The following is a 19,293-nucleotide window of genomic DNA, read 5'->3' on the forward strand; positions in this document are numbered from 1 at the left end:
CGCATTCACCGGCCGCACATTCATGGCCATTGTTTGCGCGTGGCCCCGATTTCAGGTTTTCGGGGCTTCTGTACGAAAAGACGCCGGGGCGGCGGGTGGTGGTTGCCTCTCCGCGCCCACCGCCCCGACCAGGGCCGATGGGCGGTACGGAGGCGGCGTCCCGACGCGGGACCCACTCCGCTCATATGACTTTCCGCTGAATTCCGGGTCCGGGCCGGGGCCGGATGCCCGCATTTCCCGCCGGCCGAACAAAGCCCCCGACACGACGAAGCGGCCCCCCTTCCGAAGAAGGGGGGCCGCTTCGCTGACGCCGGTGCTACTAGCCGTTGTACGGCCCGTAGTCGTAGTCCTCCAGCGGGACCGCCTGGCCGGAGCCCGTGCCGAAGGGCGAGTAGTCGATGTCGTCGTAACCGACGGCCGAGTACATCGCGGCCTTCGCCTCCTCGGTCGGCTCGACCCGGATGTTGCGGTAGCGGGACAGGCCCGTACCGGCCGGGATGAGCTTACCGATGATCACGTTCTCCTTGAGGCCGATCAGGGAGTCCGACTTGGCGTTGATCGCCGCGTCGGTCAGGACCCTGGTCGTCTCCTGGAAGGACGCCGCCGACAGCCACGACTCGGTGGCCAGCGACGCCTTGGTGATACCCATCAGCTGCGGACGGCCGGAGGCCGGGTGGCCGCCTTCCTGGACCACACGACGGTTCTCGGACTCGAAGCGCGAGCGCTCCACGAGCTCGCCCGGCAGCAGCTCGGCGTCGCCGGACTCGATGATCGTCACGCGGCGGAGCATCTGCCGGATGATGATCTCGATGTGCTTGTCGTGGATCGACACACCCTGCGAGTTGTAGACCTTCTGGACCTCGCCGACCAGGTGGACCTGGACGGCGCGCTGACCCAGGATGCGGAGCACGTCGTGCGGGTTGACCGCGCCGATGGTCAGCGGCTGGCCGACCTCGACGTGGTCGCCCTCGCCCACCAGCAGACGGGCGCGCTTCGAGACGCCGTAGGCGACCTCGTCCGAGCCGTCGTCCGGGGTGACGACGACCTTCTTGGTCTTCTCGGTCTCCTCGATCCGGACGCGGCCGGCCGCCTCCGAGATCGGCGCCACACCCTTGGGGGTACGGGCCTCGAAGAGCTCGACGACACGCGGCAGACCCTGGGTGATGTCGTCACCGGCCACACCACCGGTGTGGAAGGTACGCATCGTCAGCTGGGTGCCGGGCTCACCGATGGACTGGGCGGCGATGATGCCGACCGCCTCGCCGATGTCCACCAGCTTGCCGGTCGCCAGCGAGCGGCCGTAGCACATGGCGCAGGTGCCGACGGCGGACTCGCAGGTGAGGACCGAGCGGGTCTTGACCGTCTCCACGCCGTGGCGCACGAGCTCGTCGATGAGGACGTCGCCCAGGTCGGTGCCGGCCGGGGCCAGCACCTTGCCGTCGACGACGATGTCCTCGGCGAGGCAGCGCGCGTACACGGTGGTCTCGGCGTCGTCCGCCTTGCGCAGCACGCCGTCGGCGCCGCGGGAGGCGATCGCCAGCTTGAGGCCGCGCTCGGTGCCGCAGTCCTCCTCGCGGATGATCACGTCCTGGGAGACGTCGACCAGACGACGGGTGAGGTAACCCGAGTCCGCGGTACGGAGCGCGGTGTCCGCGAGACCCTTACGGGCACCGTGGGTGGAGATGAAGTACTCCAGCACGGAGAGACCCTCGCGGAACGACGCCTTGATCGGCCGCGGGATGGTCTCGTTCTTCGCGTTGGACACCAGACCACGCATACCCGCGATCTGACGCATCTGCATCATGTTTCCACGGGCACCCGAGTCGACCATCATGAAGATCGGGTTGGTCTTCGGGAAGTTCTCGTTCATCGCCTCGGCGACCTCGTTGGTCGCCTTGGTCCAGATCGCGATCAGTTCCTGGGTGCGCTCGTCCTTGGTGATCAGGCCGCGCTCGTACTGCTTCTGGACCTTCTCGTCCTGCGCCTCGTAGCCCTCGATGATGTGCTTCTTGGCCTCGGGGACCACGACATCGGAGATGGCGACGGTGACGCCGGAGCGGGTGGCCCAGTAGAAGCCCGCCGCCTTCAGGTTGTCGAGCGTGGCGGCCACGACGACCTTGGGGTAGCGCTCGGCGAGGTCGTTGACGATCTCGGAGAGCTGCTTCTTGCCCACCGAGTAGTCGACGAACGGGTAGTCCTCGGGCAGCAGCTCGTTGAAGAGCGCGCGGCCCAGGGTGGTGCGCAGCCGGAAGCTGTCACCCTGCTGCCACTGCTCGGCCGTGCCCTCGCCGTCCCCCTCGGCGACCGGCGGGGTCCAGCCACGCGGCGGGACGGTGCCGATCGGGAAGCGGATGTCGATCTTGGCCTGGAGCGAGAGCTCGCGGGCGTCGAACGCCATGATCGCCTCGGCGACGGAGCCGAACGCCCGGCCCTCGCCCTTGACCTCCCGCTCCTCCTCGTCGGTGGTGAGGAAGAACAGACCCAGCACCATGTCCTGGGTGGGCATGGTCACCGGCCGGCCGTCGGCCGGCTTGAGGATGTTGTTCGAGGACAGCATCAGGATGCGGGCCTCGGCCTGGGCCTCCGCGGACAGCGGCAGGTGCACGGCCATCTGGTCACCGTCGAAGTCCGCGTTGAACGCGGTGCAGACGAGCGGGTGAATCTGAATGGCCTTGCCCTCGACCAGCTGCGGCTCGAAGGCCTGGATGCCCAGACGGTGCAGCGTCGGCGCACGGTTCAGCAGCACCGGGTGCTCGGCGATGACCTCTTCCAGCACGTCGTACACGACCGTGCGGCCGCGCTCGACCATGCGCTTCGCGCTCTTGATGTTCTGCGCGTGGTTCAGGTCCACCAGGCGCTTCATCACGAACGGCTTGAAGAGCTCCAGCGCCATGGCCTTGGGCAGACCGCACTGGTGCAGCTTGAGCTGCGGGCCGACGACGATGACGGAACGCGCCGAGTAGTCGACTCGCTTACCGAGCAGGTTCTGCCGGAAACGACCCTGCTTGCCCTTCAGCATGTCGCTGAGGGACTTCAGCGGGCGGTTGCCGGGGCCCGTGACCGGGCGACCGCGGCGGCCGTTGTCGAACAGCGCGTCGACGGCCTCCTGGAGCATCCGCTTCTCGTTGTTCACGATGATCTCGGGGGCACCGAGGTCGAGCAGACGCTTCAGTCGGTTGTTGCGGTTGATCACACGGCGGTACAGGTCGTTCAGGTCGGAGGTCGCGAAGCGGCCACCGTCCAGCTGCACCATCGGACGCAGGTCCGGCGGGATCACCGGGACGCAGTCCAGCACCATGCCGTTGGGGCTGTTGCGGGTCTGCAGGAAGGCGGAGACGACCTTGAGGCGCTTGAGCGCACGGGTCTTCTTCTGGCCCTTGCCGGTCCGGATGATCTCGCGGAGCCGCTCGGCCTCCTCCTCCAGGTCGAAGGACTCCAGGCGCTTCTGGAGCGCCGCGGCGCCCATGCCGCCCATGAAGTAGGTGCCGAAGCGGTCGCGCAGCTCGCGGTAGAGCAGCTCGTCGCCCTCGAGGTCCTGGACCTTGAGGTTCTTGAAGCGGTTCCAGACCTCGTCCAGGCGGTCGATCTCGCGCTGGGCGCGGTCACGGAGCTGCTTCATCTCGCGCTCGGCGCCCTCGCGCACCTTGCGGCGCACATCGGCCTTGGCGCCCTCGGCCTCGAGCTCGGCCAGGTCGGCCTCGAGCTTCTTGGCGCGGGCCTCCAGGTCGGCGTCGCGGCGCTGCTCGATCTGCTGGCGCTCGACGGAGACGTGGGCCTCCAGCGACGGCAGATCGCGGGTGCGGCGCTCCTCGTCCACCCACGTGATCATGTAGGCGGCGAAGTAGATGACCTTCTCGAGGTCCTTCGGGGCGAGGTCGAGCAGGTAGCCCAGCCGCGACGGAACACCCTTGAAGTACCAGATGTGGGTGACGGGTGCGGCGAGCTCGATGTGGCCCATCCGCTCACGGCGCACCTTGGCGCGGGTGACCTCGACGCCACAGCGCTCACAGATGATGCCCTTGAAGCGGACGCGCTTGTACTTGCCGCAGTAGCACTCCCAGTCCCGGGTAGGACCGAAGATCTTCTCGCAGAAGAGTCCGTCCTTTTCGGGCTTGAGGGTGCGGTAGTTGATGGTCTCCGGCTTCTTGACCTCGCCGTGGGACCACTGACGGATGTCGTCAGCGGTGGCCAGGCCGATCCGCAGCTCGTCGAAGAAGTTGACGTCGAGCACTTGTCGTCAATCCCTCTTTCGGGGTCGTGTCTTCAGGGGTCTGACTGGGGGTCCGGATGGGGGTCCCCCCGATGCCGCGCCCGCGGCTCCGGGGGAGGCCGGGGCTCCTTGAACAGGAGCCCCGGTCAGACCCGTCAGACCTCTTCGACGCTGCTCGGCTCGCGCCGGGACAGGTCGATACCGAGCTCCTCCGCAGCGCGGAAGACGTCCTCGTCGGTGTCGCGCATCTCGATGGACATGCCGTCCGAGGACAGCACCTCCACGTTGAGGCACAGGGACTGCATCTCCTTGATGAGCACCTTGAAGGACTCGGGGATGCCGGGCTCCGGAATGTTCTCGCCCTTGACGATGGCCTCGTAGACCTTCACGCGGCCGGTGACGTCGTCGGACTTGATGGTCAGCAGCTCCTGAAGGGCGTAGGCGGCGCCGTAGGCCTCCAGGGCCCACACCTCCATCTCGCCGAAGCGCTGGCCACCGAACTGGGCCTTACCACCCAGCGGCTGCTGGGTGATCATCGAGTACGGACCGGTGGACCGGGCGTGCAGCTTGTCGTCCACCAGGTGGTGCAGCTTGAGGATGTACATGTACCCGACCGAGATCGGGTCCGGGAACGGCTCGCCGGAGCGGCCGTCGAACAGCCGGGCCTTGCCGGAGGGCAGGACCATCCGCTCGCCGTCGCGGTTCGGGATCGTGGCCTCGAAGAGACCGGCGATCTCGTCCTCGCGGGCACCGTCGAAGACCGGGGTGGCCACGTTGGTGCCGGGCTCGACCTCGTCGGCGCCGATGACCTTGAGGCGCTTCATCCAGTCCTCGTCGCCCTCGACCTTCCAGCCCTGGCTGGCGAGCCAGCCGAGGTGGATCTCGAGGACCTGTCCCGGGTTCATTCGGGACGGGACACCGAGCGGGTTGAGGATGATGTCGACCGGGGTGCCGTCCTCCAGGAACGGCATGTCCTCGACCGGCAGGATCTTCGAGATGACGCCCTTGTTGCCGTGCCGGCCGGCGAGCTTGTCACCGTCGGTGATCTTGCGCTTCTGGGCGACGTAGACGCGGACCAGCTGGTTCACGCCCGGGGGAAGCTCGTCGCCCTCCTCGCGGTCGAACACGCGCACGCCGATGACCTTGCCGGTCTCGCCGTGCGGGACCTTCAGCGAGGTGTCACGGACCTCACGGGCCTTCTCACCGAAGATCGCGCGGAGCAGGCGCTCCTCGGGGGTCAGCTCGGTCTCACCCTTGGGCGTGACCTTGCCGACCAGGATGTCGCCGGCGACGACCTCGGCACCGATCCGGATGATGCCGCGCTCGTCGAGGTCGGCGAGGACCTCCTCGGAGACGTTCGGGATGTCCCGGGTGATCTCCTCGGGGCCCAGCTTGGTGTCACGGGCGTCGACCTCGTGCTCCTCGATGTGGATCGAGGAGAGGACGTCGTCCTGCACGAGGCGCTGCGACAGGATGATCGCGTCCTCGTAGTTGTGGCCCTCCCACGGCATGAACGCGACCAGCAGGTTCTTGCCGAGCGCCATCTCGCCCTGGTCCGTGGAGGGACCGTCGGCGAGCACCTGGCCGACGACGACGCGCGCGCCCTCGTCCACGACGACCTTCTGGTTGAAGGAGGTGCCCTGGTTGGAGCGGTTGAACTTGGCCACCCGGTAGGTGGTGTAGGTGCCGTCGTCGTTGGCGACGGTGATGTAGTCCGCGGAGACCTCCTGGACCACACCCGCCTTCTCGGCCTTGATGACGTCGCCGGCGTCGACCGCGCAGCGGTACTCCATGCCGGTGCCGACCAGCGGCGACTCCGCCTTGATCAGCGGAACGGCCTGGCGCATCATGTTCGATCCCATGAGCGCGCGGTTGGCGTCGTCGTGCTCGAGGAAGGGGATCATGGCGGTCGCGGCCGACACCATCTGGCGCGGCGAGACGTCCATGTAGTCCACCTCGCCGGGGGCGACGAGGTCGACCTCGCCACCGCGGCGGCGCACCAGCACGCGGGACTCGGCGAAGGTCTGCTCCTCGGTCAGCGGCGCGTTGGCCTGCGCGATGAGGTAGCGGTCCTCCTCGTCGGCGGTGAGGTAGTGCACCTCCTCCGTGACCCGGCCGTTCTCGTCGACCTTGCGGTACGGCGTCTCGATGAAGCCGAAGACGTTGACCCGGCCGTACGAGGCGAGCGAGCCGATCAGGCCGATGTTCGGGCCTTCCGGCGTCTCGATCGGGCACATGCGGCCGTAGTGCGAGGGGTGCACGTCACGGACGTCCAGGCCGGCCCGCTCACGGCTCAGACCACCCGGGCCCAGCGCCGACAGACGGCGCTTGTGGGTCAGACCCGACAGCGGGTTGGTCTGGTCCATGAACTGGGACAGCTGGCTGGTGCCGAAGAACTCCTTGATGGAGGCGACGACCGGCCGGATGTTGATCAGGGTCTGCGGCGTGATCGCCTCGACGTCCTGGGTGGTCATCCGCTCGCGGACGACGCGCTCCATACGGGCCAGGCCGGTGCGGACCTGGTTCTGGATGAGCTCGCCCACGTTGCGCAGACGGCGGTTGCCGAAGTGGTCGATGTCGTCGGTCTCGACGACGATCGTCTGGCCGTTCTCGGCGACCGTCTCGGTCTCGCCGGCGTGCAGCTGCACCAGGTACTTGATCGTCGCGATGATGTCCTCGACGGTCAGCACACCGGCGTCCAGCGGCTGGGCGCCACCGAGCTTCTTGTTCACCTTGTAGCGGCCGACCTGCGCGAGGTCGTAGCGCTTCGGGTTGAAGTAGAGGTTCTCGAGCAGCGTCTGCGCGGCCTCACGGGTCGGCGGCTCGCCCGGACGCAGCTTGCGGTAGATGTCGAGCAGCGCGTCGTCCTGGCCCTGGGTGTGGTCCTTCTCCAGGGTGGCGCGCATGGACTCGTACTCGCCGAACTCCTCGAGGATCTGGTCCGTGGTCCAGCCCAGAGCCTTCAGCAGAACGGTGACGGACTGCTTGCGCTTGCGGTCGATGCGGACACCGACCATGTCGCGCTTGTCGACCTCCATCTCCAGCCAGGCACCCCGGGACGGGATGATCTTGGCGGTGAAGATGTCCTTGTCGGACGTCTTGTCGATGGAGGAGTCGAAGTAGACACCCGGCGAGCGGACCAGCTGGGACACCACGACACGCTCGGTGCCGTTGATCACGAAAGTGCCCTTGGGCGTCATGAGCGGGAAGTCGCCCATGAAGACCGTCTGGGACTTGATCTCACCGGTCTCGTTGTTGGTGAACTCGGCGGTGACGAAGAGCGGCGCCGCGTAGGTGAAGTCCCGCTCCTTGCACTCGTCGATCGAGTTCTTCGGCGGCTCGAAGCGGTGGTCGCGGAAGGTCAGCGACATCGACCCGGAGAAGTCCTCGATCGGGGAGATCTCTTCGAAGATCTCCTCCAGCCCGGACTTGGTGGGGACGTCCTGCCCCCGCTCCAGGGCCGACTCGACGCGAGCCTTCCAGGCGGCATTGCCGAGCAGCCAGTCGAAGCTCTCGGTTTGCAGCGCAAGGAGGTTCGGAACCTCGAGGGGCTCCTTGATCTTCGCAAAGGAGATGCGCAGCGGGGCGGTGCTGGCGCCGTTGTTCGTATTGGCAGTCGAGGCGTTGCGCGAGGCGGCCAAGAGGGGGTCCTTCCGAGGGCTCGGACTCACTACGCGCGTACCGGTCCCAATCCCGAGCACACTGAGAAATCCCTGGTCAGGACACTCTTTCGGTGATGCTCGAGGGTGGGCATGCCCCTGGTGACGGGCAGGGAGCAGCTAACAGGCAGCGCAAAGGGTCAGTGTAGCCACTTGGCCCACTGATGTCCAGAGCGGATTCCCGGAGACCGACAGAGCGATCTCTCCCTCCGGTGAGGGGTCGCCCCCTCCTTTGTTCTTCAACGCCTGCCCCATGCCACGCGCTGGAAGCGCATATCGATGCTTCCCTCTTCGTCTTCGATCCATGCCTCGGATACCGGATCGGTGTGACGACGCGTCCTGAGAATTGCGCGCTGCGTGCCGTTCGTCAAGGCCCCCCGCCCTCGGGACCGGCTTCCGGTGTCCCGCGGGCCGGGCAACGAAGATCACCATACCTGGCCCGGACCGGGGGGCAAGGCAGCCGTCAGCGTACGCCGAAGGGCGACCACCCGTGCGGGTGATCGCCCTTCGGTCGGCGCACCGAGGCACCCGGCTCACGCCGGGGTCCTCGGGTCACCTGAAAGAGTCGGTCGACTCCCTGAGGTCACTTGACCTCGACAGCCGCACCGGCGGCCTTGAGGGACTCGGCGGCCTTGTCGGCCTGCTCCTTGTTGACCTTCTCGAGGACCGGCTTCGGGGTGCCGTCGACGAGGTCCTTGGCCTCCTTCAGGCCCAGGGAGGTCAGCTCACGCACGACCTTGATGACCTGGATCTTCTTGTCGCCGGCACCGGTGAGGATGACGTCGAACTCGTCCTTCTCCTCGGCGGCCTCGGCGGCCGGGGCGCCCGGGGCACCGGCGGCGGCAACGGCGACCGGGGCGGCGGCGGTGACGTCGAACTTCTCCTCGAACGCCTTCACGAACTCGGAGAGCTCGATGAGGGTCATGCCCTCGAACTGCGCGAGCAGGTCTTCCTGGCTGAGCTTCGCCATGATGGCGGTCCTTCCACTAAATCGGCTGGTGCCGGATGTACAGCATGTTTTGGGCGGGCGTCTGCCTTGCGACAGCACTTCGTAGACACGGCCCGCTGCGACCGCGCGAGTGAGTTACTCGGCGTCGGCCTCGGCGGGAGCCGGCGTACCGGCACCGCCCTGCTCGACCTTGTCGCGAAGCGCGTCCACGGTGCGGACGAGCTTCGACGGCAGGGCCTGGAAGAGCGCGGCCGCCTGGGACGGCTTCGCCTTCATGGCACCCGCCAGCTTGGCGAGCAGAACCTCGCGGGACTCGAGGTCCGCGAGCTTCTTGATCTCATCGGCGGTCAGCGCCTTGCCATCAAGGACACCGCCCTTGATGATGAGGTTCGGGTTCTCCTTGGCGAAGTCACGAAGACCCTTCGCCGACTCCACCGGGTCACCGGTGACGAAGGCGACCGCCGTCGGACCGTTGAACTGGTCGTCGAGCGAAGTGATCCCGGCCTCGTTGGCCGCAATCTTGGTCAGCGTGTTCTTCACCACGGCGTACTGGGCGTTCTCACCGAGCGAACGGCGCAGCTGCTTGAGCTGAGCCACGGTGAGACCGCGGTACTCGGTCAGCACGGCGGCGTTCGAGCTGCGGAACTTGTCCGTCAGCTCGGCAACCGCGTCAGCCTTGTCGGGCCTCGCCATGAGCCTCGGCCTCCTTCCGGGTGATTCTGACCGCATCGGCACGAAGAAGGAGACTGAACAAAACGAAACGCCCCGGCGCAGGCGCACGGGGCGGACTCGACCGGACGTGACAACGCCCGGGAGTTCTTCCACAGTCACCTGCGCGGGTCGATCCGCAGCTAGCGGATTCCTTCGGCCACCGACCCCATCCAGGGGCAGGCAACGACCAGCGGTCTTTGGCTTCTCGCACACCTTACGCGACGGCCGCGCGGTCCGGCAAATCGGGCCTCTCGCCGACCGTGGCGCGGCCCGCGCGCCCTCCCGCCGGCCCTCGTACGAGCCCACCGCGGGCCCCTTACGAGACCGCCGCCGGCCCCTGTACGAGACCGCCGCCGGCCCTCGTACGACCCCCGGAACGCGAGTCGGGCCCCGCCCTCCCGAAGGAGCGCGGGGCCCGACTCGTCACGCGTGACCCGCTGCGACTGTCCCGGAGGATCAGACGGCGGCGGGGTCCTCCTCGACGAGGAGGTTACGGGTGCGGTTGGCGTCCAGGGGGATGCCGGGGCCCATCGTGGTGGTCACGGTGGCCTTCTTGATGTAGCGGCCCTTGGCGGCGGACGGCTTCAGACGGTTGATCTCCTCGAGCGCCGCGGCGTAGTTCTCGACCAGCGCCTTCTCATCGAACGACACCTTGCCGATGATGAAGTGCAGGTTCGAGTGCTTGTCGACGCGGAACTCGATCTTGCCGCCCTTGATGTCCGTGACGGCCTTGGCCACGTCCGGGGTCACGGTGCCGGTCTTGGGGTTCGGCATCAGACCACGGGGACCGAGCACGCGGCCCAGGCGGCCGACCTTGCCCATGAGGTCCGGGGTGGCGACGACGGCGTCGAAGTCCAGGCGGCCCTTCGACACCTCGTCGATGAGCTCGTCGGCACCGACGATGTCGGCGCCCGCGGCACGCGCGGCCTCGGCACGGTCGCCGGTCGCGAAGACCAGGACCCGGGCGGTCTTACCGGTGCCGTGCGGAAGGTTCACGGTGCCACGGACCATCTGGTCCGCCTTGCGCGGGTCGACGCCCAGACGCATGGCGACCTCGACGGTGGCGTCGAACTTGGTGGAGGAGGTCTCCTTGGCGAGACGGATGGCCTCGAGCGGGGCGTACAGACGCTCCCGGTCGACCTTCGCGTCCGCGTTGCGAAGAGTCTTGCTGCGCTTCACTACTGCTCCTGAGGGTGCGTATGGAGTTGTGGTGCGGGCCAGCGCCTGGCCCTACCACAGGGGGAGGTGGCTGATCAGCCCTCGACCGTGATGCCCATGGAACGGGCGGTGCCGGCGATGATCTTCTCGGCGGCGTCCAGGTCGTTGGCGTTCAGGTCGGGCATCTTGGTGCTGGCGATGTCGCGGACCTGGTCGCGGGTGATCTTGGCGACCTTGGTCTTGTGCGGCTCGCCGGAGCCCTTCTCCACACCCGCGGCCTTGAGGATCAGCTTGGCGGCCGGCGGAGTCTTGGTGACGAAGGTGAAGGAGCGGTCCTCGTAGACCGTGATCTCCACCGGCACGACCATGCCACGCTGCGACTCGGTCGCGGCGTTGTAGGCCTTGCAGAACTCCATGATGTTGACGCCGTGCTGACCCAGCGCGGGGCCGACCGGCGGGGCCGGGTTCGCGGCGCCGGCCTGGATCTGGAGCTTGATCAGCCCCGTGACCTTCTTCTTCTTGGGAGGCATGCTCTCTCCGGGTCCTAGTGAGAGGTGATTCGCTTCCACCCGGTTCATCCGGATGGAGGCATACCGCACAACGATAACGGGTATGGCCGTGCGGCTAAAAACCGAGCAGGTCAGACGGGCTTCTCAAAGCCTGTCTGACCTGGTCGGTGGCTGGTGGTCCGAGGAAGGACCGGTCCGGTGAGGGACTAGTTCTTCTGGATCTGGTCGAAGCTGAGCTCGACCGGGGTCTCGCGGCCGAAGATCTCCACCAGGCCCTTGACCTTCTTGGAGTCGGCGTTGATCTCGTTGATGGTCGCCTGGAGCGTGGCGAACGGGCCGTCGGTGACGGTGACCGAGTCGCCGACCTCGAAGTCCAGCACCTGGACCTCGACCTTGCGGCTGGGCGCCGGCAGGCCGGCCTCCTCGGCGGCGGCCTTCGCGGCCTTCTCCTCCGCCTCCGGGGCGAGCATCTTGACGATCTCGTCCAGGGTCAGCGGGTACGGGTCGTAGGCGTTGCCGACGAAGCCGGTGACGCCGGGGGTGTTGCGGACGACGCCCCAGGACTCGTTGGTGAGGTCCATGCGCACCAGGACGTAGCCGGGGAGCTTGTTCTGGCGGACGGTGCGGCGGTCGCCGTTCTTGATCTGGACGACCTCCTCCTGCGGCACCTCGGCCTGGAAGATGTAGTCCTCGACGTTGAGCGAGACGGCGCGCTGCTCGAGGTTGGTCTTCACGCGGTTCTCGTAGCCCGCGTAGGTGTGGATCACGTACCACTCGCCGGGCAGGGAGCGCAGCTCCTCGCGGAGGGCCTCGATCGGGTCCTTGGCGGGCTCGGCGATCCCCTCGGCGGCCGTGTCCTCGGCCACCTCGGCCTCGGCGGTGGCCTCGTCCTCGACGTGGACGGCGGCGACCTCGGCGGGCTCGCCGGCGCTCTCGTCGGCGGCCTCCGCCTGGTCGACCTCGTCGGCACCCTCGAGGATGTCGAGCGCGTCGTCGTCGAGGTCCTCTTCGCGCTCCGCAGCAACCTCGGCCGCGTCGGCCGTCGCCGCAGCCTCTTCGCCCTCTTCGGGCTCGATGGCGTCGTTCAGGTTCGGGTCAGACACGGTGGCTGCTTCTTCCTGGCTTCAAGGGGTGGAACGTGTGATGAGGACGCCTCCCACGGGGGCTCCCCCACTTAAGGGTCTACCCTCCGCGGCGTCAGCCGAAGACGTACTTGATGGCTTCGGAGAATCCCAAGTCAATCACGGTCACCAGACCGATCATGACGACGACGAAGACAATCACCACGGTGGTGTACGTCGAGAGCTGGCTGCGAGACGGCCAGACGACCTTGCGGAGCTCCGCGACGATCTGACGGTAGAAGAGCGCGAGCCGGCCCAGAGGGCCCTTCTTGCCGCGTCTGCCGCCCCGGCGACCCTTCTTCGTCGCGACCTCGTCCTCAGGACGACCACTTTCAGGCGTCGCGGTGGAGCCCAGGGCTTCCGTCACTCGTCCTCACCTGAATCCGGGTCGTGGCCGTGCCGCGCCCGGGTGGAGCCGCACGGCGGTGCGTTGCAGTACGTACATGTGCGCACACATCCTGGCGAAGATGCGTGTAGCAGGGCCGGAGGGACTTGAACCCCCAACCGCTGGTTTTGGAGACCAGTGCTCTACCAATTGAGCTACGACCCTTTGCGGTGACCCCAACGTACAGCATCCGGCCGGATGCACTAAGTGCCCGGAACGGGAAGCGGCCGGTGAGGACCAACGACGCATGAGTGTACGTGGTCGGAGGCCGGGCGTCGAACAGGAACGGACCGGCCCCGCCGCGGGTGCCGCCCCCCGGCCCCGCCGCGGGTGCTCGAGCGGGCCACGTGCCCGGGCGCCGGGCCGTCTGGGACGATGCCTGTATGACCGCTGCTACCCCACCCCAGTCGTCCCCGACCGACCGCCGGGTCTCGGCCCGTGTCGGCTCGATCTCCGAGTCCGCGACGCTCGCCGTCGACGCCAAGGCGAAGGCCCTCAAGGCCGCCGGGCGCCCGGTGATCGGCTTCGGTGCGGGCGAGCCCGACTTCCCGACGCCCGGCTACATCGTGGACGCCGCCGTCGCGGCGTGCCGTGAGCCGAGGTTCCACCGCTACACCCCGGCCGGCGGGCTGCCCGAGCTCAAGGCCGCGATCGCCGCGAAGACGCTGCGGGACTCCGGCTACGAGGTCGAGGCGTCCCAGGTCCTGGTGACCAACGGCGGCAAGCAGGCGATCTACGAGGCGTTCGCCGCCATCCTCGACCCGGGTGACGAGGTCATCGTCCCGGCCCCGTACTGGACCACCTACCCCGAGTCGATCCGGCTCGCCGGCGGTGTCCCGGTGGAGGTCGTCGCGGACGAGACGACCGGCTACCGCGTCTCGGTCGAGCAGCTGGAGGCCGCCCGTACGCCCCGCACCAAGGTGCTGCTGTTCGTGTCGCCGTCCAACCCGACGGGCGCGGTGTACTCCCGCGAGCAGGTCGAGGCCGTCGGCCGCTGGGCCGCCGAGCACGGCCTGTGGGTGCTGACCGACGAGATCTACGAGCACCTGGTCTACGGCGACGCCGAGTTCGCCTCGCTGCCCGTGGTCGTCCCCGAGCTGCGCGACAAGTGCGTCGTGGTCAACGGCGTGGCGAAGACGTACGCCATGACCGGCTGGCGCGTGGGGTGGGTCATCGGCCCGAAGGACGTGGTCAAGGCCGCGACCAACCTCCAGTCGCACGCCACCTCGAACGTCTCCAACGTGGCGCAGATGGCCGCGCTGGCCGCCGTCTCCGGCGATCTGACGGCCGTCGAGGAGATGAAGGTCGCCTTCGACCGCCGCCGCCGCACGATCGTGCGGATGCTCAACGAGATCGACGGCGTCGTCTGCCCCGAGCCGGAGGGCGCGTTCTACGTCTACCCGTCGGTCAAGGACCTGCTCGGCAAGGAGATCCGCGGCAAGCGGCCGGCGACCAGCGTCGAGCTGGCCGAGCTGATCCTGGAGGAGGCCGAGGTGGCCGTCGTCCCCGGTGAGGCGTTCGGCACCCCGGGCTATCTGCGGCTGTCCTACGCGCTGGGCGACGAGGACCTGGTCGAGGGCGTCTCCCGGCTGCAGAAGCTGCTGGGCGAGGCGCGCTAGCCGCCGCGCTCGCCGCTCACCTCACGTGCGGGGCCCTTCGGGGCCCCGCACGCGTTTTCAAAAATCCTCTCGGGCACGTTTTCGGGCAACCCCCCGTTCAGGGAATCCCCTACCGGTCCCGGGGGCCCGTACGGCAGGATCTGGGGATGTTGCACTCCGCCGCCCCCGCCCGGGACCTTCGCAGCCTGCCCAAAGCCCATCTCCATCTGCACTTCACCGGGTCGATGCGGCCCGGCACGCTCCTGGAGCTCGCCGACAAGTACGGCGTGCACCTCCCGGAGGCGCTGAGCGGGGCGCTCAGCGGCGGCGAGCCCCCCAAGCTGCGGGCGACCGACGAGCGCGGCTGGTTCCGCTTCCAGCGGCTGTACGACATCGCCCGCTCGTGCCTGCGGTCCGCCGACGACATCCGGCGGCTGGTGCACGAGGCGGCCGAGGAGGACGCCCGCGACGGCTCCGGCTGGCTGGAGATCCAGGTCGACCCCACCTCGTACGCGCCCCGGCTGGGCGGGCTGATCCCCGCGATGGAGGTCATCCTCGACGCGGTGGAGACGGCGGCCCGGGACACCGGGATCGGCATACGGGTGCTGGTGGCCGCCAACCGCACCCGGCACCCGCTGGACGCGCGGACGCTGGCCCGGCTCGCGGTGCGCTACGCGGACCGGGGCGTGGTGGGCTTCGGCCTCTCGAACGACGAGCGGCGCGGGCTGGCCCGCGACTTCGACCGGGCGTTCGCGATCGCCCGGGAGGGCGGGCTGCTGGCCGCCCCGCACGGCGGCGAGCTGGCGGGCCCGAGCAGCGTCCGCGACTGCCTGGACGATCTGCACGCGAGCCGCGTGGGCCACGGCGTGCGGGCCGCGGAGGACCCCCGGCTGCTGCGCAAGCTCGCCGAGCGGGGCATCACCTGCGAGGTGTGCCCGGCGTCCAACGTCGCGCTCGGCGTCTACGACAAGCCGGCGGACGTGCCGCTGCGGACGCTGTACGACGCGGGGGTGCCCATGGCGCTGGGCGCGGACGACCCGCTGCTGTTCGGGTCCCGGCTGGCGGACCAGTACGCGCTGGTGCGCGAGCACCACGGGTTCACGGACGAGGAGCTCGCGGAGCTGGCGCGGCAGTCCGTACGGGGGTCGGCGGCGCCGGAGGACGTGCGGCGAAAGCTGCTGGCGGGCGTCGACGCCTGGCTGGCGGCGTAGCGGGACCCGGGGCCGCGGCAGCGTCCTCCGGGGGCCCGGTGGGGCCCTCAGAGGCTGACGCCGACCGTCACCGGCTCGTTGACCAGCGTGACCCCGAAGGCCGCCCGGACGCCGTCCCTCACCTCGCGGGCCAGCGCCAGCAGGTCCTCGGTGGTGGCCGCGCCGCGGTTGGTGAGGGCGAGGGTGTGCTTGCCGGAGATCCGGGCCGGCCCGTCCCCGTACCCCTTGGTGAAGCCGGCCCGCTCGATCAGCCAGGCGGCGGAGGTCTTCACGAGCCCCTCCCCCGCCGGGTAGGCGGGCGGCGCCACATCGGGCCCGAGCCGCTCGGCGACGCGGGCGAGGAACGCCTCGTACGCCGCCGCGGGGAGGATCGGGTTGGTGAAGAAGGACCCGGCCGACCAGGTGTCGTGGTCCTCGGGGTCGAGGACCATGCCCTTGCCGGCGCGCAGCTTGAGCACGGTCTCGCGGGCCCGGGCCACGGGCACCCGGTCGCCCTGCTCGACGCCGAGGGCACGGGCGACCTCCGCGTACTTCACGGGCGCGGAGAGCCCGGCGGCGTCCTCCAGCTCGAAGCGGACGCGGAGCACCACGTAGCGGGTTGGGTCGTCCTTGAAGCGGCTGTGCCGGTAGGCGAAGGAGCAGTCGGCGGCGGGGATCGTCACGGTCTCCCCCGCCCGCCGGTCGTAGGCGACGACCTCGGTGATCGTGGCGGAGACGTCCTGGCCGTAGGCGCCGACGTTCTGGATGGGGGTGGCGCCGGCGGAGCCGGGGATGCCGGCGAGGCACTCGATGCCGGCCAGGCCGGCCTCGACGGTGCGGGCCACGGCGTCGGACCAGTTCTCGCCGGCGGCCAGCTCCAGCCGGGCGCCGCGGCCGCCGGCCGCCGGGGTCAGCTCGAAGCCGGTGGTGGCGATGCGCAGGGCGGTGCCGTCGAAGCCGTGGTCCCCGATGACGAGGTTGCTGCCGCCGCCGATGATCAGCAGCGGGGTGCCGGCCGCGTCGGCCTCCCGGACCGCGTCGATCACCTCGGCGTCGGTGGTCGCGGTCAGAAGGCGGCGCGCGGGGCCGCCCAGCCGGAAGGTGGTCAGCGGGGCGAGCGGGGCATCGTGAAGTTCCTGCACGCGCACAAGGGTACGGGGGCCGCTCCGCGCCGGACGCGGAGCGGCCCCCGTGGCCGGGAAGCCGGTGATCGGTGGTCGGTGGCCGATCAGGCGAGGCGGACCAGGGCGCGGGCCATGCCCAGCACCTTCTGGCCGTCGCTGACGGCCGTGAGGTCGACGCGGACGACGCGGTCGTCCAGCTTGGCGGCCACCTTGCCGCTGACCTCGATCGTCGCCCCCTTCTCATCGTTGGGGACCACGACCGGCTTGGTGAAGCGCACCCCGTACTCGGCGATCGCCCCGGGGTCGCCGGCCCAGTCGGTGACCACGCGGATCGCCTCGGCCATGGTGAACATGCCGTGGGCGATCACGTCCGGCAGGCCGACCTCGGTGGCGAACTTCTCGTTCCAGTGGATCGGGTTGAAGTCGCCGGAGGCGCCCGCGTACTCGACGAGCGTGGCGCGCGTCACGGGGAAGGTCCGCGCCGGCAGCTCGGTGCCGACCTCGACGTCGTCGTAGGAAATCGTCGCGGCCATCGGTCTCAGCCCTCCTCGGCGGCGCGCGCCACCAGCTTCGTGTACGCCGTCACCACGTGCTCGCCGTTCTCGTCGTGCACATCGCCGCGGATGGAGAGCACGTCGTTGCCGGCCAGCGACTTGATCGACTCGATGGTGGAGGTCACGGAGAGCCGGTCGCCGGCGCGCACCGGGCGCGTGTAGACGAACCGCTGGTCGCCATGGACCACCCGGCTGTAGTCCAGGCCCAGCTCCGGGTCGCGGACGACCACGCCGGCGGCCCGGTAGGTGATCAGGAAGGCGAAGGTCGGCGGGGCGATCACATCGGGGTGGCCCAGCGCCTCGGCCGCGTCCCGGTCGCGGTAAGCGGCGTGCTCGTCGCCGATGGCCTCGGCGAATTCACGGATCTTCTCCCGGCCTACCTCGTACGGCGCGGTGGGCGGGTAGCTCCGCCCCACAAAGGACTGGTCGAGCGCCATCTGCTCGGCACCTTTCGGAAAAGTGATCGGAAAAGTGAGTCGTCCTGCTCCAACGACACGAGGCCGCCCCCAGTGCAGGGGACGGCCTCGGGTACGAGCCTGTACTTATCGCGTCTCGCGGTGCGCGGTGTGCGCGTTGCAACGCGGGCAGTGCTTCTTCATCTCAAGACGGTCCGGGTCGTTGCGCCGGTTCTTCTTGGTGATGTAGTTCCGCTCCTTGCACTCCACGCAGGCCAGCGTGATCTTCGGGCGGACGTCGGTGGCAGCCACGTGAGTGCTCCTTGACGGACGGGTGGACGGATTAACGCAGGAAAGAGTAGCCGATCGAAGGACCGACCCCACAATCGGCTACTTTCGAGTAGCGGTGACCGGACTTGAACCGGTGACACAGCGATTATGAGCCGCTTGCTCTACCGACTGAGCTACACCGCTGCGATGCGATCGGACCCCGCCCGAGGGCGGGAGCCTCACACATCAGAGCCCCAAAACGGAATCGAACCGTTGACCTTCTCCTTACCATGGAGACGCTCTGCCGACTGAGCTATTGGGGCGAGCGATGAAGACATTACACGGTTGGCCGCCGAAGGTGAAATCCGTATCCGGACGGCGCCCCAGCGGCCTCGCGGGACCACACCGGTACGACTATTCGCCCCCCGCCGGGCGGTTCCCGGGCGGCGGCGCCGGCGCGCCCTAGGGTCGGTCGTCACAGGCCGCGCGGTCCGTCATCCGTCCGTGGCGGAACCGACCACCCGCACTCGCACGCCAGGAGCGCGATGCCCGACAGCCAGCCGCAGCAGCCGCAGCCCCCGAGGAGCGAGGGCGGGCCGGTCCCCGACACCGGCGCGCTGGTGCTGTGCGGCGCCCGGCTCGCCGACGGCCGGGCCGTGGACGTACGGCTCAGCGGGGGCCGCATCGAGGCCGTGGGCACGGCCGGCAGCCTCACCGCGGAGGGGGCGCTCGGCTCCCGCCTCGACCTCGACGGCTATCTGCTGCTGCCCGCCCCCGCCGAGCCGCACGCGCACTGCGACACCGCGCTGACCGCGGCGGCCGACGGGCCCGCCGGCCGCGGCGCCCCCGTGTCGTACGCCCCCGAGGACGTGCAGCGGCGCACCACCGAGGCCGCGCTGCTCCAGCTGGGGCACGGCGCGACCGCGCTCCGCGGCCATGTGCGGGTGGGCGATGTGCACGGGCTGCGCTCCCTGGAGGCGGTGCTCCAGGCCCGCCGGGCGCTGCGGGGGCTCACCGAGCTGTCGGCGGTGGCCGTCCCCGGGCTGCTGACGGGCGCCGCCGGGGCGGACGGCCTCGCGGTGCTGCGGGACGCGGCCAAGATGGGCGCCTCGGTGATCGGCGGCTGTCCGGACCTCGACCCGGACCCCATCGGCTACACGGAGGCGGTGCTGGGCATCGCGGCCGAGCACGGGCTGCCGGTGGACCTGCACACCGCCGGGGACGACCCGGCCCGGCTGGCCCGGCTGGCCGCCATGGCCGGCGGGCTGCGGCCGGGGGTGACGATCGGGCCGTGCGGCGGGCTCGGGCGGCTGCCGGGCGAGGTGGCCCGCCGGGTCGCGGACCAGCTGGCGGCGGCGGGGGTGACGGTGGTCCTCCTGCCGCAGGGCGACTGCGGGGCGATGCCCCGGGGGGCGGCGCGGCCGCCGCCCCGGGCGCGGCCGGCTCCTCGGGCGCAGCCG

At 69.5% G+C, this 19,293-nt stretch carries 15 protein-coding genes and 3 tRNA genes; 3 read left to right on the forward strand and 15 right to left on the reverse strand.

What is annotated here, in order from left to right; all coding sequences use genetic code 11:
* Positions 1–319: 319 nt before the first annotated feature.
* The 9 genes from ACSNOD_RS04130 to ACSNOD_RS04170 form a co-directional block, all read right to left on the reverse strand.
* A complete protein-coding gene (locus ACSNOD_RS04130) occupies positions 320–4,231 on the reverse strand; it encodes a DNA-directed RNA polymerase subunit beta' (RefSeq protein WP_436765332.1) in 3,912 nt (1,303 codons plus the stop codon).
* 134 nt (positions 4,232–4,365) lie between these two features.
* Positions 4,366–7,851, reverse strand: coding sequence for a DNA-directed RNA polymerase subunit beta (gene rpoB / locus ACSNOD_RS04135; protein WP_436765333.1), 3,486 nt, complete (start codon positions 7,849–7,851; stop codon positions 4,366–4,368).
* 601 nt (positions 7,852–8,452) lie between these two features.
* The gene (gene rplL / locus ACSNOD_RS04140) at positions 8,453–8,839 is read right to left on the reverse strand and encodes a 50S ribosomal protein L7/L12 (protein ID WP_436765334.1); all 387 of its coding nucleotides are present in this window, start codon (positions 8,837–8,839) and stop codon (positions 8,453–8,455) included.
* Between the two features lie 114 nt (positions 8,840–8,953).
* Entirely contained in the window at positions 8,954–9,511 is a 558-nt protein-coding gene (gene rplJ, locus ACSNOD_RS04145) for a 50S ribosomal protein L10 (protein WP_436765335.1), read from the reverse strand.
* Positions 9,512–9,985: 474 nt separating this feature from the next.
* On the reverse strand, positions 9,986–10,708 hold the full coding sequence (gene rplA / locus ACSNOD_RS04150; protein ID WP_436765336.1) for a 50S ribosomal protein L1: 723 nt from the start codon (positions 10,706–10,708) through the stop codon (positions 9,986–9,988).
* A 74-nt stretch (positions 10,709–10,782) separates the two neighbouring features.
* Positions 10,783–11,217 carry a 50S ribosomal protein L11 gene (gene rplK / locus ACSNOD_RS04155; protein ID WP_436765337.1) on the reverse strand — a complete coding sequence of 145 codons (435 nt, stop codon included), beginning with the start codon at positions 11,215–11,217 and terminating at the stop codon, positions 10,783–10,785.
* Positions 11,218–11,402: 185 nt separating this feature from the next.
* On the reverse strand, positions 11,403–12,299 hold the full coding sequence (nusG, locus tag ACSNOD_RS04160) for a transcription termination/antitermination protein NusG (protein ID WP_436765338.1): 897 nt from the start codon (positions 12,297–12,299) through the stop codon (positions 11,403–11,405).
* A 94-nt stretch (positions 12,300–12,393) separates the two neighbouring features.
* Complete coding sequence (gene secE / locus ACSNOD_RS04165) at positions 12,394–12,684, reverse strand: preprotein translocase subunit SecE (protein ID WP_436765339.1); 291 nt, start codon at positions 12,682–12,684, stop codon at positions 12,394–12,396.
* A gap of 110 nt (positions 12,685–12,794) precedes the next feature.
* Positions 12,795–12,867 (reverse strand) — tRNA-Trp (locus tag ACSNOD_RS04170).
* 218 nt (positions 12,868–13,085) lie between these two features.
* Here ACSNOD_RS04170 and ACSNOD_RS04175 point away from each other — a divergent pair.
* Together ACSNOD_RS04175 and ACSNOD_RS04180 are read left to right on the forward strand one after the other, a co-directional pair.
* Positions 13,086–14,321 carry a pyridoxal phosphate-dependent aminotransferase gene (locus ACSNOD_RS04175; RefSeq protein ID WP_436765340.1) on the forward strand — a complete coding sequence of 412 codons (1,236 nt, stop codon included), beginning with the start codon at positions 13,086–13,088 and terminating at the stop codon, positions 14,319–14,321.
* 146 nt (positions 14,322–14,467) lie between these two features.
* A complete protein-coding gene (locus tag ACSNOD_RS04180; protein ID WP_436765341.1) occupies positions 14,468–15,511 on the forward strand; it encodes an adenosine deaminase in 1,044 nt (347 codons plus the stop codon).
* 47 nt (positions 15,512–15,558) lie between these two features.
* Here the strand turns inward: ACSNOD_RS04180 and ACSNOD_RS04185 are convergent, their stop codons facing one another.
* The 6 genes from ACSNOD_RS04185 to ACSNOD_RS04210 form a co-directional block, all read right to left on the reverse strand.
* Positions 15,559–16,632, reverse strand: a complete 1,074-nt coding sequence (locus tag ACSNOD_RS04185) for a UDP-N-acetylmuramate dehydrogenase (protein ID WP_436765342.1) — start codon at positions 16,630–16,632, stop codon at positions 15,559–15,561.
* Positions 16,633–16,718: 86 nt separating this feature from the next.
* Positions 16,719–17,147 (reverse strand): MaoC family dehydratase, encoded by a 429-nt coding sequence (locus ACSNOD_RS04190; RefSeq protein ID WP_436765343.1) that lies wholly within the window; start codon positions 17,145–17,147, stop codon positions 16,719–16,721.
* A 5-nt stretch (positions 17,148–17,152) separates the two neighbouring features.
* Positions 17,153–17,605, reverse strand: a complete 453-nt coding sequence (locus ACSNOD_RS04195) for an FAS1-like dehydratase domain-containing protein (RefSeq protein WP_436765344.1) — start codon at positions 17,603–17,605, stop codon at positions 17,153–17,155.
* Between the two features lie 105 nt (positions 17,606–17,710).
* Positions 17,711–17,875: a 50S ribosomal protein L33 gene (gene rpmG / locus ACSNOD_RS04200; RefSeq protein WP_004571794.1), complete on the reverse strand. Its 165-nt coding sequence runs from the start codon at positions 17,873–17,875 to the stop codon at positions 17,711–17,713.
* A gap of 89 nt (positions 17,876–17,964) precedes the next feature.
* A tRNA-Met gene (locus ACSNOD_RS04205) sits at positions 17,965–18,037 on the reverse strand.
* Between the two features lie 46 nt (positions 18,038–18,083).
* Positions 18,084–18,156: transfer RNA gene (locus tag ACSNOD_RS04210), tRNA-Thr, on the reverse strand.
* Positions 18,157–18,378: 222 nt separating this feature from the next.
* Between ACSNOD_RS04210 and ACSNOD_RS04215 the strand changes: the two genes are divergently transcribed.
* The coding region (locus ACSNOD_RS04215) for a hydrolase (protein ID WP_436765345.1) at positions 18,379–19,293 on the forward strand (915 nt) is incomplete at its 3' end.

This window comes from Streptomyces sp. URMC 123, assembly GCF_051386515.1.
In the GTDB taxonomy this organism is placed as follows: Bacteria; Actinomycetota; Actinomycetes; order Streptomycetales; family Streptomycetaceae; genus Streptomyces.